This window comes from Streptomyces sp. NPDC058674, from assembly GCF_042716505.1.
Lineage (GTDB): Bacteria > Actinomycetota > Actinomycetes > Streptomycetales > Streptomycetaceae > Streptomyces.
In genome coordinates, this window is sequence record NZ_JBHXSC010000022.1 from 80,743 (window position 1) to 94,980 (window position 14,238).

Consider the following 14,238-nt stretch of genomic DNA (forward strand, 5'->3'; position numbering starts at 1 on the left):
CACTACGCCCGGCGGGCCGCCCTCTTCCGCTTCAGCAGCAGCTTCGGCAGGGCCGCCGGGACGGGCCCGCGCGTCGTCGCGGGGGAGCCCGCCGGCGCCGCGGCGAGCGAGCCCTCCGGCAGCGCGGCGCGGACCGACTCCGGCTCCAGCCGCAGCAGTCGGCACTCCCGCGCCCACCGCTCGGTCATCTCCTGCGCGTCGGGTGCGTTCAGCCGCTTGCCCTGGAGCTCGGCGACCGCGGCGGCCCACTCCTCGCCGCGGGGCGGAATCTCGCGCACCGTCGCCGTCCAGGCCACCAGCCGCCCGCCCTTGTCCTTGCTGCGTACGGTCACCTCCGCGGGGGCGCCGTCCGCCAACCCCGGGAAGGGCTGCTCCCCGGGGCCGTCGCCCAGCACGTGCGCCGCGCCGGCCACCCAGGCGTGCCACAGGGGGCGGTCCGCCCCGGCGCCGCGCACCCAGATGAGACCGGACTTCTTGGTGGCCTCCTCGACGAGGGCCAGGTCGAGCGCGCTGAGAGTCATGCGGACCACCCTAGTGCTGTGACCCGCGGCGCTCAGAGCCAGCCGTGGCGGCGCAGCGCCCGGTGGATGGTGAAGCAGATCCCGACGATCGAGGCCATCACCATCGGATAGCCGTACTTCCACTGGAGCTCGGGCATGTGCTCGAAGTTCATCCCGTACACCCCGCAGATCATCGTGGGCACCGCGATGATCGCCGCCCAGGAGGTGATCTTGCGCATGTCCTCGTTCTGGGCGACCGTCGCCTGCGCCAGATTGGCCTGGAGGATCGAGTTCAGCAGCTCGTCGAAGCCCACGACCTGCTCGTGCACCCGCGCCAGGTGGTCGGCGACGTCCCGGAAGTACTTCTGGATGTCGGGGTCGACCAGCCGCATCGGGCGCTCGCTCAGCAGCTCCATCGGCCGCAGCAGCGGCGAGACCGCCCGCTTGAACTCCAGCACCTCCCGCTTGAGCTGGTAGATGCGCCCCGCGTCACCGCCTCGGGCGGCGCCCTTGGCGGGGGCGGCGAAGACCTCGCTCTCCACCTCGTCGATGTCGTCCTGCACGGCTGCCGCGACCGCGACGTACCCGTCGACGACGTGGTCCGCGATGGAGTGCAGCACCGAGGACGGGCCCTTGGAGAGGAGGTCCGGGTCGCCCTGGAGGCGGTGGCGCAGCCCCTTGAGGGAGCCCTGGCCTCCGTGCCGGACGGTGATGACGAAGTCGGGGCCGGTGAAGCACATCACCTCGCCGGTCTCCACGACCTCGCTGGTGGAGGTCAGTTGCGCGTGGTCGACGTAGTGGATCGTCTTGAACACGGTGAAGAGGGTGTCGTCGTACCGCTCCAGCTTCGGCCGCTGGTGCGCGTGCACCGCGTCCTCCACGGCCAGCGGGTGCAGGCCGAAGGTCGCGGCGATCCCCGCGAACTCGGCTTCGGTCGGCTCGTGCAGCCCGATCCAGGCGAAGCCGCCGTCCTCGCGGACCCGGCGGATCGCCTCACGGGGCGTCAGGCGCGCGGGCTGCGGCACCCTGCGGCCCCCGCGGTACACGGCGCAGTCGACCACCGCGCTGCTCGCCGAGGGGTCGCGGGTGGGGTCGTAGCCCGACTGGGCCGGGGCGTTCTTGCGCAGCGACGGACGGACGGCCGCACGCAGGTAGGGCAGCATCGACATGGCAGGCTCCTTCGCGCGCACGGCTGCGGACCGTACGGGTGGGAGGCCCTCCGCGACCGCGAGCGGGCAGGCTCCGGCGGGGGAAGGGAACAGGACGGGAGGACAAAGTTCTGCCGTCGCTCTTCTACTGATCAGAAGATCACAGGGGGCGGGGGGCGCCCGTCACAGAAGCGGAAGAGCGATTGGTACTGCACGATCGACTTCGATCCATTGCAGCCCCACCTCCTCCGGCCGGTCCCCCGTGGGGGACGTCCTGTCGCCGGGGCACCGAAACACCGCTTCTGCGTGCGGCCCCGACCAGCTGTCAACACTATCAGCCGACGGATGGTCAAGGGTCGCCCTTTACCCGGCTGATACGAGTTCTATGCTCATTCCATGGCAGAAATCCCGGCCCTCGTCGAAGCCCGTCTGCGCACCGCGTTCGGGGAGCCCGACGCACGCGCCGCCGTCACCTTCCTGGGCACCGACCGCATCGAGGTACTCCGCTTCGCCGAGGGCGACCTCGTGCGGTACGCGACCCTCGGGATGTCCGCGCACCCGATGACCGACCCGACCGCCGTGGTCGCCGACCCCCTCCGGGGGCCGCGCGCCGAGCTGCTGCTGACCGTACGGGCGGGCCTCGCGCCGACCGACGGGCTGCTGCGGCCGCTCGCCGTGCTGGGCGCCTCCCCGCAGGTGGAGGGGCTGGTCGTGGCCCCCGGCGCCTCGCTGGACGTGGGCGAACCGCTGTGGGACGGGGCGCCGTTCACCTCCGTCCTGGTCGCCGAGCCGGGCGGTCTGGTCGAGGACCTGGAGCTGGACGAACCGATGGACCCGGTGCACTTCCTGCCGCTCCTGCCGATGACCGCGAACGAGGCCGCCTGGAAGCGGGTCCACGGGGCGGCGGCGCTCCAAGAGCGATGGCTCGCGCGCGGCACGGATCTGCGGGACCCTCTGCGTACGGCGGTCGCACTGGACTGAGACGGCCGCCGGGCGCCCGGACGGGTGATCGCGTCTTGACGGCGCGCCGGGCGGGGAGGAGCGTGGCTTCGTATGAGGGGCGAACCGAGTTGCCCGAAGTGCGGTGGCCGGGTCAGGGCGCCCGGACTCTTCTCCGACTCCTGGCAGTGCGCCGTGCACGGCACCGTGCACCCCCTGCAACCCGTGATCCCGCCCAGCGTCGAGGGCCTGGGCGTGGTGGTGCACCGGGCGCGGGTGCCCGTGTGGATGCCGTGGCCGCTGCCGGTGGGCTGGCTGTTCACCGGGGTCGCGTCCGCGGGCGACGACCGCAGCGGGGGCCGGGCGACGGCGGTGGCCTGCTCGGGCCCCGGACCGCTGGGCGGCATCGGGGAGCTGATGCTCGTCGCGGAGGAGCTCGGGGTGGGCCTCGGCGCACGGTACGCGGGCATCGACGGCCCCGACCCGGGCGCGCACATCGACGTCTCGGCGCCCCCGCACACCAAGGTCGTCGCCGCGGGCCGCCCCACCCCGCTGTGGCACGTGAAGGGCGCCCCCGACGACCGGGCCGTCTTCGCGGGCGAGGCGCGCGGACTGTGGCTCTGGGCGGTCGTCTGGCCGGAGCAGTCCGGCCTGCTGATGTACGACGAGCTGGTCCTCACCGACCTCCGGGACGCCGGCGCCGAAGTGGAACTGCTGCCCTGCGGGGCCCTGAGCCCGCGCGTCCTCGGTCCGGCCTAGTGCTGTGACCGGAGGCGTTGACCGGAGGGGTCCGAGGGGGCCGTGGGGCGCCTCGGACGCGGTTATCCTGGACTGTCCCCGTGTCCGTACGACCCCTGGAGCCCGGCTGTGCGCATCGACCTGCACGCCCACTCCACGGCCTCCGACGGTACGGACACCCCCGCCGAGCTGATGCGCAACGCCGCGGACGCCGGGCTGGACGTGGTGGCCCTGACCGACCACGACACCGTGGGCGGCTACGCCGAGGCCCTCGCGGCCGTCCCGGCCGGGCTGACCCTGGTGACCGGGGCCGAGCTGTCCTGCCGCCTCGACGGCATCGGGATGCACCTGCTCGCCTACCTCTTCGACCCGGAGGAGCCCGAGCTCTCCCGCGAGCGCGAGCTCGTCCGGGACGACCGCACCCCGCGCGCGCAGGCCATGGTCGGCAAGCTCCGGGCGCTGGGCGTCGACGTCACCTGGGAGCAGGTCGCCCGGATCGCCGGCGGGGGCTCCGTCGGGCGCCCGCACCTGGCGAGCGCGCTGGTGGAGCTGGGCGTCGTGGCGACCGTCTCGGACGCGTTCACGCCCGACTGGCTCGCCGACGGCGGCCGGGCCTACGCCGGCAAGCACGAGCTCGACCCCTTCGACGCGATACGGCTGGTCAAGGCCGCCGGCGGCGTCACCGTCTTCGCGCACCCGGCCGCCGTCAAGCGCGGCCGGTGCGTGCCCGAGTCCGCCGTCGCCGAGCTGGCGGCCGCGGGCCTGGACGGCATCGAGGTCGACCACATGGACCACGACACGGCGACCCGCGCGCGCCTGCGCGGCCTGGCGGCGGAGCTCGGTCTGCTCACGACCGGGTCCAGCGACTACCACGGCAGCCGCAAGACCTGCCGCCTCGGGGAGTACACGACCGACCCCGAGATCTACGGCGAGATCACGCGCCGGGCGACCGGCGCCTTCCCCGTGCCCGGCGCCGGCGGACGCGTCAGGTAGCACCGGGCCCCCCGCGCCCCGCTCCACGCGTCGCAGCATCCCTCCTCGCCACACCCCTCTCTCCTGCAAGGCATCACTGTGTTTGACTTCGCCGTCTTCGGCTCCCTCTTTCTCACCCTTTTTGTGATCATGGACCCGCCGGGGATCACGCCGATCTTCCTGGCCCTGACCTCCGGCCGCCCCGCGAAGGTGCAGCGCCGGATGGCCTGGCAGGCCGTCTGCGTGGCCTTCGGCGTCATCGCGGTCTTCGGCCTCTGCGGCCAGCAGATCCTGGACTACCTGCACGTCTCCGTGCCCGCGCTGATGATCGCCGGCGGCCTGCTGCTCCTGCTGATCGCGCTGGACCTGCTCACCGGGAAGACCGACGAGCCGAAGCAGACCAAGGACGTCAACGTCGCCCTCGTCCCGCTCGGCATGCCGCTGCTCGCGGGGCCCGGAGCGATCGTGTCCGTCATCCTGGCCGTGCAGAAGGCCGACGGGGTCACCGGCCAGGTCTCCGTCTGGTGCGCGATCGTCGTGATGCACCTGGTGCTGTGGATCACCATGCGCTACTCGCTGGTGATCATCCGGGTCATCAAGGACGGCGGCGTGGTCCTCGTGACGCGGCTCGCCGGCATGATGCTGTCCGCGATCGCCGTCCAGCAGATCATCAACGGCGTGCTCCAGGTCGTGCGCGGCGCCTGAGCCCGGACGCCGCACGTCCGCGCATGCGAACGCCCCCGGACCGTGATGCGGTGCGGGGGCGCAGACGTGTGGGCGGTGCCTGCCTGCGTCAGCAGGACGCCGCGGCGGCCGGTCGGATCAGAATGCGCTGGCCGACAGCGGCGGCCTGCTGCACGATCCGGTTGACGGAGGCCACGTCCACGACGGTGCTGTCCACGGCGGTTCCGTCGACATCGTCCAGGCGCAGAATCTCGAAGCGCATGGGGCTTCTCCCTTCGTCAGTGTTTCTCCTTGCAGAGGTATCAACGAAGTGTAAGGGGCAAACATTCCCTACGCTAACGAAATTTTTTCACTCGCTAAGCATTAACGGTGCAGGAGTCCCAGAACGAAGCGAGCGCACCCGCGGTGACCTGCGGATTCTCGGCGTTGGGGGAGTGCTCGGCACCCTCCACGACGACGTGCTCCACCCCCAGCCGCCGGGCCATGTCCGCCAGCAGCGGCACCGGCCAGGCGTAGTCGACCGCACCCGACAGGACCAGCTTCGGCAGCGGCACCGCGGCCAGCTCCGCCACCCGGTCGGGCTCCGACACCAGCGCGCGGCCCGTCGCGATCAGCTGCTCGGGGACCGTCGCCAGCCACCGCTCCCGCAGGAACGCCGTCAGCTCCGGCGCGTCCGGCACGGCGTCCTCGGGATCGTGGGCGCGCATCGCCGCCCACACCGCGGGCATGTCCTCGCGCAGCGACTCCAACGCCGCCACCAGCAGCTTCGTCCGCCCCCGCTGGAGCTCGTCGATCGCGGCCGGACCGCTGCTCATCAGCGTCAGCGAGGCGAAGGGAGCGGGGTCGCGCAGGACGGCGGCGCGCGAGACCAGCCCGCCGAGCGAGTGGCCGACCACGTGCACCGGGCCGGCGTCCAGCGCGCGGGCCTGGGCCAGCAGGTCCCGGGCCAGCTCCTCCAGGGCGTAGGCGTCCTCGTCGCGCGGCCCCGGGCTCTCGTACTGCCCGCGCCCGTCGACTGCGACCACCCGGTACCCGGCCGCGGCCAGCGGCTCCAGCAGGGCGACGAAGTCCTCCTTGCTGCCCGTGAAGCCCGGGACCAGCAGCGCGACGCCGCGGACCGGCGCACCGGCCTCGTGTACGGCGAAGGCGCCGCGGTCGGTGGCCAGGCGGTACGCGCGGGCTGCGGGCGGGAGGGTGAGGCGCGGCGGCTTGCTCATGGCCCGAGGCTACCGGCCCGTACGCCGCCGCACGGGCCGGGTGCGCCGATGGCCCCGGCCCCCTCGAAAGGGGGCCGGGGCCATCGGGCGGGCAGCGGGACTACGCCTCGGGGGCTTCCGCGGCGGCCTTGCGCGTACGGGTGCGCTTCGGCTTGGCGGCGTCCTGGGCCGCGGCGGCGGCCGGAGCCGCCTCGGCGGCCTTGCGGGGCCGGGTGGTGCGACGGGTCTTCATCGGCGGCTCCACGAGCGGGGCCATCTGGAAGTCCGGCTCCGGGGCGGCCGCGGGGACCTTGCGGACGCGGGCCCGGCGGGGCTTCTCCGGGGCCTCCTCGACCGGGGCAACCGGGGCGGACGCGGTGACCGCGCCGACGGGCTTGCGGGTCGGGGTGCGCCTCGGCTTGACCGGAGCCTCCTGCGCGACCTCGGCCACGGGGGCCTCGACGACGGGAGCTTCGGCCACGGGGGCCTCGACGACGGGGGCCTCGACCACAGCGGCCTCGGCCACCGCGGCGACGGCCTTGCGGGTCCGGGTGCGCCTCGGCTTGACCGGGGCGTCCTCCGACACGACCGCGGCGGGCACCTCGGCGACGGCGGGGGCGACGACCGCCGGGGCCTCGGCCACGGCGACCGGAGCCCCGGTCGGAGCGGCCTCTACGGCCGGAGCCGCCGCGGCCGGAACCGACGCACGGGTGCGGCGGCGGCGCGGCCGGCGCGGCTCGTCGCCGGCAGGGGCCTCGGGGGCCTCGACCGGGGTCACCGGCGCGGCCACGGCCGCGGCCTCGGCGCCGAGCTCGGACCCGTTCCGGGTGCGGCGGCGCTGACGCGGGGTACGGGTGCGCTCCGGACGCTCCTCGACCACCGCGGCGGCGGCCGGCGCGGAGCGGCCGCCACGGCCACCGCGGCCGCCGGTCTCGCCCAGGTCCTCGACGTCCTCCGCCTTCAGGCCCGCCCGCGTGCGCTCGGAGCGCGGCAGGGTGCCCTTGGTGCCGGCCGGGATGTTCATCTCTTCGTACAGGTGCGCGGACGTGGAGTACGTCTCGACCGGGTCGTGGAAGTCCAGCCCCAGCGCCTTGTTGATCAGCTGCCAGCGCGGGATGTCGTCCCAGTCGACCAGGGTGACGGCGATGCCCTTCTTGCCCGCGCGGCCGGTGCGGCCCACACGGTGCAGGAAGGTCTTCTCGTCCTCCGGCGTCTGGTAGTTGATGACGTGGGTGACGCCCTCGACGTCGATGCCGCGCGCGGCGACGTCGGTGCACACCAGCACGTCGACCTTGCCGTTGCGGAACGCGCGCAGCGCCTGCTCGCGCGCACCCTGGCCAAGGTCGCCGTGGACGGCGCCCGAGGCGAAGCCGCGCTTCTCCAGCTGCTCGGCGATGTCGGCCGCCGTGCGCTTGGTACGGCAGAAGATCATGGCCAGCCCGCGGCCCTCGGCCTGCAGGATGCGGGAGACGAGCTCCGGCTTGTCCATGTTGTGCGCGCGGAAGACGTGCTGCGCGGTGTTGGCGACGGTGGCGCCCTCGCCGTCCTCCGAGGAGGCGCGGATGTGCGTGGGCTGCGTCATGTACCGGCGGGCCAGGCCGATGACCGCGCCCGGCATGGTCGCCGAGAACAGCATGGTCTGGCGCTTCGGCGGCAGGTAGCTCATGATCCGCTCGACGTCGGGCAGGAAGCCCAGGTCGAGCATCTCGTCGGCCTCGTCCAGGACCAGGGCCCGGACGTGCGAGAGGTCGAGCTTCTTCTGGCCGGCCAGGTCGAGCAGGCGGCCCGGGGTGCCGACGATGATGTCGACGCCCTTCTTGAGCGCCTCGACCTGGGGCTCGTACGCGCGGCCGCCGTATATGGCCAGGACGCGGACGTTGCGGACCTTGCCCGCGGTCAGCAGGTCGTTGGTGACCTGGGTGCAGAGCTCGCGGGTCGGAACCACCACGAGGGCCTGCGGGGCGTCCGTCAGCTGGTCGGGACGGGCGCGGCCCGCCTCGACGTCCGCGGGGACGGTGACCCGCTCCAGCAGGGGAAGGCCGAAACCGAGCGTCTTGCCGGTGCCGGTCTTGGCCTGGCCGATGACGTCCGTGCCGGAGAGGGCGACGGGGAGGGTCATCTCCTGGATCGGGAAGGGGGACACGATGCCGACGGCCTCGAGGGCTTCGGCGGTCTCGGGGAGAATCCCGAGGTCACGGAACGTAGTCAGGGTGCTGCCTCTTCTGTGAGACGCGGCGCGAGGCGGCGAGGGGGGTCGTACCGTGCCGGGCTTGCAGTACTGCGACGTACGTACAAAGCTGCGCGGGACCACTGGCCTTCGCTCAAGCGCTTGTGCCGCTGAGGGGGCCCCTCGTGCGGCGGCTGCGCACGAGCGCACGCACCACGCCGAGGGCGGGTCGGTTGGAGCCGATCGGGCCACCGACCGGGCATCCTCATTCGGATGGCCCGCCGAGTATCCGGCAGGCGCTTTACCACTGTACCCCGGAATCGCGCAGCCGTGTCGGGTGAATTCACCGGGTCGGTGCGTTTGCATGGACGGACGGCGACCGGATGGGGTGAGTTGAGGTGCCTTTCGGCGGGCTATTGTGCGGAGCATGTCGACCGTAGAAAACGCCTCGCCCGCCGACGACAGCGCCTCCTCGGAAGCCGTGGGCATCGCCGCCCAGGACTGGGCGACCGCATCTGCCTCGCCGCAGTACCGCGCCGCCGTCGTGGACCTGCTCGGCGCGCTCGCGTACGGAGAACTCGCGGCCTTCGAGCGCCTCGCCGAGGACGCGAAGCTCGCGCCCACCCTCGATGACAAGGCCGAGCTCGCCGCCATGGCCTCCGCCGAGTTCCACCACTTCGAGCGGCTGCGCGACCGGCTCGCCGCGATCGACGTCGACCCCACCGCCGCCATGCAGCCCTTCGCCAAGGGCGTCGACGACTTCCACCGCCAGACCGCGCCGTCGGACTGGCTGGAGGGCCTGGTCAAGGCGTACGTCGGCGACTCGATCGCCAGCGACTTCTACCGCGAGGTCGCCACGCACCTGGACACGGACACCCGCGCCCTGGTCGTCGGCGTGCTCCACGACACGGGCCACGGCGGCTTCGCCGTCGAGAAGGTGCGGGCCGCGATCGAGGCCGACCCGCGCTGCGGCGGCCGGCTCGCCCTGTGGGCCCGGCGGTTGATGGGGGAGGCGCTCTCGCAGGCCCAGCGCGTGGTCGCCGAGCGCGACGCGCTCTCCACCATGCTGGTCGGCGGTGTCGACGGGATGGCGGCCGGTTTCGACCTGGCGGCCGTCGGCGAGATGTTCACCCGGATCACCAAGGCCCACACCAAGCGCATGGCCGCCCTCGGCCTCGCCGCCTAGCGAAGACACGCGCACACGCCGGCCCCGGCGCGGGAATCTCCGCGCCGGGGCCGGCGTCTGTGCGTCACGGGTCAGCCCCGGGACGGGAGCGAAAACGGAGCCCGCGGCGGGCGCCGCCGGGAGCCGGGGTCCGGCCGGAGCAGCAGCGACAGGACCACCGCCGACACCAGCCCGGCGCCGACGAGGGCCGCGGTCAGGGTGATGTGCTCGGGGCCGAGCGCGAAATGCGTCAGATACGCCCCGAAGAGCGCCCCCAGCACCCCGCTGACCAGCACCAGTCTCGGGGAGGGCAGCCGCTTCGCGAGCACTCGCACCGCCGCTCCGGACAGGGCCAGTCCCAGCAGAGCAGAGCCGAGTGCTTCCAGCAGCGGCATGAGGTCCCTCCCATACGTCACGGCAAATCGGGTCACAGGCGTCCTACCCGAAGCGGAACAAAGAGAAACGGCCCGGTGGCGTCAACCACCGGGCCGTTTCGCCCAGTTCTCGCCCGTGCGGGCCGCCGCGTCAGAGCGCGCCGAAACCGACCTTGCGGGTGCTCGGCTCGCCCAGGTCCACGTAGGACAGGCGGTCGGACGGCACCAGGACCTTGCGGCCCTTGACGTCGGTGAGGCTGAGCAGCGGCGCCGTGCCCGACAGGGCGGCTGCGACGATGCCCTCCAGCTCCTCGGCGCTCAGGTCGCTCTCCAGCACGATCTCCCGGGGTGCGTGCTGCACGCCGATCTTGACCTCCACGGCTTTGTCCCTCCGACGGTCCGTTCGCGCGATCAGCCGCGCCGTACGCGGTCCACATTAGCGGTGAGGCGACGCGCATCGCGCGCGGCGGACACGCTGGCAGCGAACAGCGCCGGACCCGGTCAGTCCTCCGCGCCGTGCTCCGCGCCGTGCAGCGGGAAGCCGGCGATGCCGCGCCAGGCCAGCGAGGTCAGCAGGCCGACCGCCGTGTCCCGGGCGACCGGGCTCTCGCTGGACAGCCAGTAGCGGGCCACCACCTGCGACACCCCGCCCAGCCCCACGGCCAGCAGCATCGACTCGTCCTTCGACAGCCCGGTGTCCTCCGCGATGACGTCGGAGATGGCCTCGGCGCACTGGAGCGAAACCCGGTCGACGCGCTCGCGCACCGCCGGCTCGTTCGTCAGGTCGGACTCGAAGACCAGCCGGAAGGCGCCGCCCTCGTCCTGCACGTACGCGAAGTAGGCGTCCATCGTGGCGGCCACGCGCAGCTTGTTGTCCGTCGTCGACGCGAGCGCCGTGCGCACGGCCAGCAGCAGGGACTCGCAGTGCTGGTCGAGCAGCGCGAGGTAGAGGTCGAGCTTGCCGGGGAAGTGCTGGTACAGCACCGGCTTGCTCACCCCGGCGCGCTCGGCGATGTCGTCCATCGCCGCCGCGTGGTAGCCCTGCGCGACGAAGACCTCCTGGGCCGCGCCCAGCAGCTGGTTGCGCCGGGCCCGCCGCGGCAGTCGGGTGCCCCGCGGACGCGCTGCTTCGGTCTGCTCGATGGCGCTCACGCCGCCTCCCACTTTCTCTAAGAACACAGTGCGCTCTGCGCCGCGCCGCCATCGTACTTTTCGGTAATCCAATCTGGAGGGTTCAAGCCGACTTTTCTCGCGGTACGGACCGCCCGGACGCGCTGGTCAGCGGTAGTCGTCCTCGTCCAGGGGCACCGTCCGGGCCTGCTCGGCGGCATCACCGTCCGCGGCCTCGCCCGCCGCCGTCCCGGTGACGGGGACGTCGTCCTCCGGAACCAGCTCGGCCAGCTGCTCCGCGACGTCCGCCTCGGGCGCCTCGGCGTCGATGGAGCCGGGGACCTGGTCCCGGAAGGTGTCCGGTTCCGCAGGGTCGACAGTCATGGCGCTCCCCTCGCTTTCCTTCTTCATCTACGAGCCTAGGAGGATCGCTGATACCCCGCTACGCGGATTCCACTTCCCCCTGTGACCGCGAACACAGGAGGACCGGCGTGATCGTCTCGTAACATTGGCCGCATGTCTTCGACCGAGCTGCCGGGTGTGCGGTCCTCCACCGAGCCGTCCTCCCCGGCGGGCGCCGTCCGGGTGGCCGACGGAGAGCAGCTGCGCACCGCCGTGCTGCCCGGCCTGGAACTGGCCGTACGGGTCCGGCCGCCCGTCCGGACCGATCTGCCGCCCGCGCTGTTCGTGCACGGGCTGGGCGGCTCCTCGCAGAACTGGTCGGCGCTCATGGAGCGGCTGGCCGACACCGTCGACGGCGAGGCCCTCGACCTGCCCGGCTTCGGCTGGTCCCCGCCACCCGCCGACCGGAACTACTCCGTCACCGCCCACGCCCGCGTGGTCATCCGCCACCTCGACGCCGCAGGGCGCGGACCGGTCCACCTCTTCGGGAACTCCCTCGGCGGCGCCGTCTCCACGCGGGTCGCGGCCGTGCGGCCCGACCTCGTCCGCACGCTGACGCTGGTCTCGCCCGCCCTGCCCGAACTGCGGGTGCAGCGGTACGCGGTGCCGACGGCGCTGCTCGCCGTACCGGGAATGGCCGGGTTCTTCGGCCGTCTGACGCGGGGTCTGACGGCCGAGCAGCGCACCCGGGGGGTGACGGACCTCTGTTACGGGGACCCCTCCCGGGTGACGGCGGAGGGCTTCCGGGCCGCCGTGGAGGAGATGGAGCGCCGGATGGCGCTGCCGTACTTCTGGGACGCGATGACCCGCTCCTCGCGCGGCATCGTCGACGCCTATACCCTCGGCGGGCAGCACGGGCTGTGGCGCCAGGCCCAGCGGGTCCTCGCGCCGACGCTGCTGATCTACGGCGGCCGGGACCGACTGGTCTCGTACCGTATGGCGCACAGGGCGGCCGCGGCCTACCGGGGTTCGCGGCTGCTGTGCCTGCCCGAGGCAGGGCACGTGGCGATGATGGAGTACCCGGAGGTGGTGGCCGCCGCTTTCGGGGAGTTGCTGCGCGACGTGCGAGCGGCCGCGGGCGACACCGACCGGGACACCGAAGACGGCAGAGGCTGAGGACCGTGGGACGACATAGTCGCAAGGCCCCTGCCCCTGCCCGGGGGGAGCCGGGCCCGGAGCCCGCTCCGGCATCTGGTCAGTCACCCGCCCCGGCACCCGCTCCGGACTTTCCGGAGCTCCCCTTCCCGCCGTACGGCCGGGGCCCCGACCGGCCCTACGCCCGGTGGCCCGAGCCCACCGTGACCCACCAGGGGTACGCCCCGCACGACCGGCCCCTGCCGGGTGCGCGTTCGGGCGGCCACCCCGAGCAGCACGAGCCCGGCGCCGCCCGGGGCACCGGGGCCGCCGCCGGAGCCGTGTACGGCGACTGGCAGGGCGTCCCGCGGGCCCGGTCCGCGGGACCGCGCCCCTCGGCCGCGCCGCCGGCCCCGGTACCGGTACCGGTCCAGGCGCGCTCCGCGGTCCTGGACGGCGACACCCCGGCCTTCGGCACCCCCGCGGTCGGCTTCCCGCGGATCACCCTGGACCCGCCGCCCGCCCCGCGCCGGGCGGAGCCCGACCCCTTCACCGCCGCGGCGTTCACGTCCACCTCCACCGGCGCGCGCCCCCGCGTCCCCGGGCCGCGCCTGCCCGTCGAGCCCCCCCGGCCGGCGGAGGCGGCGGAGATCGAGGAGGCCGCCGCGCCGCCCGGCTCCGGACGCGGCCGCAGGCTCCGTACGTACACCGGACTGGCCGCCGTGGCCGTCACCACCGTCCTGGCCGTCGTGGTCGCCGGCCAGGTGGCCTCGGACGACGACGCCGCCGGACCCGGCGCGCTCGCCGCCCCCGGGGGCAGCCCCAGCCGCGCTTCCGACAGCCACGCCGCCGGCTCCCGCTCCGAGGACCGGATGGCGCCGCAGGGACCCGCGCGGCCCGAGGTGCCCGTGGCCGCGCCCGAGCTGACGTACGAGCAGAAGATGGCCGAGCGGCTGCCGATCGAGGAGAAGCTGGCCGGGCCCGGGACCTTCGACACGGTGCCCGGCATCGCCAAGGCGCCGGGCAGGGGGAAGCTCGTGCGCTACCGCGTCGACGTCGAGCAGGGCCTCGGCATGGACGCCCAGCTGTTCGCCGAGGCCGTCCACCGCACCCTGAACGACCCGCGCAGCTGGGGCCACGGGGGCGCCAGGACCTTCGAGCGGGTGCCGGGCGGCGAGGCGGACTTCGTGATCACCCTCGCCAGTCCCGGGACCACCGGGGTCTGGTGCGCCAAGTCCGGGCTGGACACCACCGTGGACAACGTCTCCTGCGACTCCGCCGCCACCGACCGGGTGATGATCAACGCGTTCCGCTGGGCGCAGGGCTCGGTCACCTACGGCCCGGACCAGATGCTCGCGTACCGCCAGATGCTGATCAACCACGAGGTCGGGCACCGGCTCGGCCACGGGCACGTGAGCTGCCGCACGGCGGGAGCGCTCGCCCCGATCATGCAGCAGCAGACGAAGTCCCTCGACATCGACGGCATCCCGTGCAAGCCCAATCCGTGGGTTTTTCCCGGCAATTGACGAAAAGGCCCCCGGTGGTGGGCGGCGCTCCGCGTGGACGCGCCGCGCTACCCGCCGGCAGGTCCGTGCCCGGGGCGGCCGCCGCCGGCGCCATATCCGGTCACGGCACGAGTGCGGTGACCGGAGCAGGTCCGCCCTCCCGGACACGGCAATAGCGCGCTCGAACGCGAACCGTACGGGAAAGTTACGACTCTTCACCCCTTCCGGTGGCGCGACGGACAACCCGCCGACGCGCCATCGGCA

At 73.5% G+C, this 14,238-nt stretch carries 16 protein-coding genes; 7 read left to right on the plus strand and 9 right to left on the minus strand.

The window, feature by feature from the left end:
- Nucleotides 1-2: 2 nt before the first annotated feature.
- A complete protein-coding gene (locus ACFWU6_RS14420; RefSeq protein WP_383981051.1) occupies nt 3-521 on the minus strand; it encodes a hypothetical protein in 519 nt (172 codons plus the stop codon).
- Nucleotides 522-553: 32 nt separating this feature from the next.
- Nucleotides 554-1,669: a magnesium and cobalt transport protein CorA gene (locus ACFWU6_RS14425; protein WP_383798037.1), complete on the minus strand. Its 1,116-nt coding sequence runs from the start codon at nt 1,667-1,669 to the stop codon at nt 554-556.
- A gap of 375 nt (nt 1,670-2,044) precedes the next feature.
- Here ACFWU6_RS14425 and ACFWU6_RS14430 point away from each other — a divergent pair, with 375 nt between their 5' ends.
- From ACFWU6_RS14430 to ACFWU6_RS14445, 4 genes are all read left to right on the plus strand, one after another.
- Nucleotides 2,045-2,629 (plus strand): suppressor of fused domain protein, encoded by a 585-nt coding sequence (locus ACFWU6_RS14430; RefSeq protein WP_383798034.1) that lies wholly within the window; start codon nt 2,045-2,047, stop codon nt 2,627-2,629.
- A 72-nt stretch (nt 2,630-2,701) separates the two neighbouring features.
- Entirely contained in the window at nt 2,702-3,346 is a 645-nt protein-coding gene (locus tag ACFWU6_RS14435) for a DUF6758 family protein (protein ID WP_383798031.1), read from the plus strand.
- 108 nt (nt 3,347-3,454) lie between these two features.
- The gene (locus ACFWU6_RS14440; protein WP_383798028.1) at nt 3,455-4,318 is read left to right on the plus strand and encodes a PHP domain-containing protein; all 864 of its coding nucleotides are present in this window, start codon (nt 3,455-3,457) and stop codon (nt 4,316-4,318) included.
- A gap of 78 nt (nt 4,319-4,396) precedes the next feature.
- On the plus strand, nt 4,397-5,002 hold the full coding sequence (locus ACFWU6_RS14445; protein ID WP_383798025.1) for a MarC family protein: 606 nt from the start codon (nt 4,397-4,399) through the stop codon (nt 5,000-5,002).
- Nucleotides 5,003-5,090: 88 nt separating this feature from the next.
- On the opposite strand, the gene ACFWU6_RS14450 is transcribed toward ACFWU6_RS14445, so the two are convergent.
- The 3 genes from ACFWU6_RS14450 to ACFWU6_RS14460 all read right to left on the minus strand — a co-directional run bounded on the left by ACFWU6_RS14450 (nt 5,091) and on the right by ACFWU6_RS14460 (nt 8,320).
- Nucleotides 5,091-5,243 carry a hypothetical protein gene (locus ACFWU6_RS14450; protein ID WP_383798022.1) on the minus strand — a complete coding sequence of 51 codons (153 nt, stop codon included), beginning with the start codon at nt 5,241-5,243 and terminating at the stop codon, nt 5,091-5,093.
- Nucleotides 5,244-5,337: 94 nt separating this feature from the next.
- On the minus strand, nt 5,338-6,198 hold the full coding sequence (locus ACFWU6_RS14455) for an alpha/beta fold hydrolase (protein WP_383798019.1): 861 nt from the start codon (nt 6,196-6,198) through the stop codon (nt 5,338-5,340).
- Between the two features lie 100 nt (nt 6,199-6,298).
- Complete coding sequence (locus ACFWU6_RS14460) at nt 6,299-8,320, minus strand: DEAD/DEAH box helicase (RefSeq protein WP_383798017.1); 2,022 nt, start codon at nt 8,318-8,320, stop codon at nt 6,299-6,301.
- 451 nt (nt 8,321-8,771) lie between these two features.
- Between ACFWU6_RS14460 and ACFWU6_RS14465 the strand changes: the two genes are divergently transcribed.
- Nucleotides 8,772-9,530: a ferritin-like fold-containing protein gene (locus tag ACFWU6_RS14465; protein WP_383798014.1), complete on the plus strand. Its 759-nt coding sequence runs from the start codon at nt 8,772-8,774 to the stop codon at nt 9,528-9,530.
- A gap of 71 nt (nt 9,531-9,601) precedes the next feature.
- Here ACFWU6_RS14465 and ACFWU6_RS14470 read toward each other — a convergent pair whose 3' ends face one another.
- From ACFWU6_RS14470 to ACFWU6_RS14485, 4 genes are all read right to left on the minus strand, one after another.
- A complete protein-coding gene (locus ACFWU6_RS14470; protein ID WP_383798012.1) occupies nt 9,602-9,904 on the minus strand; it encodes a hypothetical protein in 303 nt (100 codons plus the stop codon).
- Nucleotides 9,905-10,034: 130 nt separating this feature from the next.
- Nucleotides 10,035-10,262, minus strand: coding sequence for a DUF3107 domain-containing protein (locus tag ACFWU6_RS14475; protein WP_383798009.1), 228 nt, complete (start codon nt 10,260-10,262; stop codon nt 10,035-10,037).
- Nucleotides 10,263-10,384: 122 nt separating this feature from the next.
- The gene (locus ACFWU6_RS14480; RefSeq protein WP_383798006.1) at nt 10,385-11,035 is read right to left on the minus strand and encodes a TetR family transcriptional regulator; all 651 of its coding nucleotides are present in this window, start codon (nt 11,033-11,035) and stop codon (nt 10,385-10,387) included.
- A 126-nt stretch (nt 11,036-11,161) separates the two neighbouring features.
- Entirely contained in the window at nt 11,162-11,377 is a 216-nt protein-coding gene (locus ACFWU6_RS14485; protein ID WP_383981053.1) for a hypothetical protein, read from the minus strand.
- Between the two features lie 132 nt (nt 11,378-11,509).
- Here ACFWU6_RS14485 and ACFWU6_RS14490 point away from each other — a divergent pair, with 132 nt between their 5' ends.
- Together ACFWU6_RS14490 and ACFWU6_RS14495 are read left to right on the plus strand one after the other, a co-directional pair.
- The gene (locus ACFWU6_RS14490; RefSeq protein ID WP_383798000.1) at nt 11,510-12,511 is read left to right on the plus strand and encodes an alpha/beta fold hydrolase; all 1,002 of its coding nucleotides are present in this window, start codon (nt 11,510-11,512) and stop codon (nt 12,509-12,511) included.
- A 182-nt stretch (nt 12,512-12,693) separates the two neighbouring features.
- Nucleotides 12,694-13,995: a DUF3152 domain-containing protein gene (locus ACFWU6_RS14495; RefSeq protein ID WP_383981055.1), complete on the plus strand. Its 1,302-nt coding sequence runs from the start codon at nt 12,694-12,696 to the stop codon at nt 13,993-13,995.
- Nucleotides 13,996-14,238: the final 243 nt, after the last annotated feature.

What these genes read in the sequence shown, in the direction of transcription:
- ACFWU6_RS14435 (WP_383798031.1), top strand. Translation starts at nt 2,702, where the DNA reads ATGAGGGGCGAACCGAGTTGCCCGAAGTGCGGTGGCCGGGTCAGGGCG.
- ACFWU6_RS14430 (WP_383798034.1), top strand. Translation starts at nt 2,045, where the DNA reads ATGGCAGAAATCCCGGCCCTCGTCGAAGCCCGTCTGCGCACCGCGTTC.
- ACFWU6_RS14450 (WP_383798022.1), bottom strand. Translation starts at nt 5,243, where the DNA reads ATGCGCTTCGAGATTCTGCGCCTGGACGATGTCGACGGAACCGCCGTG.
- ACFWU6_RS14470 (WP_383798012.1), bottom strand. Translation starts at nt 9,904, where the DNA reads ATGCCGCTGCTGGAAGCACTCGGCTCTGCTCTGCTGGGACTGGCCCTG.
- ACFWU6_RS14490 (WP_383798000.1), top strand. Translation starts at nt 11,510, where the DNA reads ATGTCTTCGACCGAGCTGCCGGGTGTGCGGTCCTCCACCGAGCCGTCC.
- ACFWU6_RS14455 (WP_383798019.1), bottom strand. Translation starts at nt 6,198, where the DNA reads ATGAGCAAGCCGCCGCGCCTCACCCTCCCGCCCGCAGCCCGCGCGTAC.
- ACFWU6_RS14465 (WP_383798014.1), top strand. Translation starts at nt 8,772, where the DNA reads ATGTCGACCGTAGAAAACGCCTCGCCCGCCGACGACAGCGCCTCCTCG.
- ACFWU6_RS14420 (WP_383981051.1), bottom strand. Translation starts at nt 521, where the DNA reads ATGACTCTCAGCGCGCTCGACCTGGCCCTCGTCGAGGAGGCCACCAAG.
- ACFWU6_RS14485 (WP_383981053.1), bottom strand. Translation starts at nt 11,377, where the DNA reads ATGACTGTCGACCCTGCGGAACCGGACACCTTCCGGGACCAGGTCCCC.
- ACFWU6_RS14425 (WP_383798037.1), bottom strand. Translation starts at nt 1,669, where the DNA reads ATGTCGATGCTGCCCTACCTGCGTGCGGCCGTCCGTCCGTCGCTGCGC.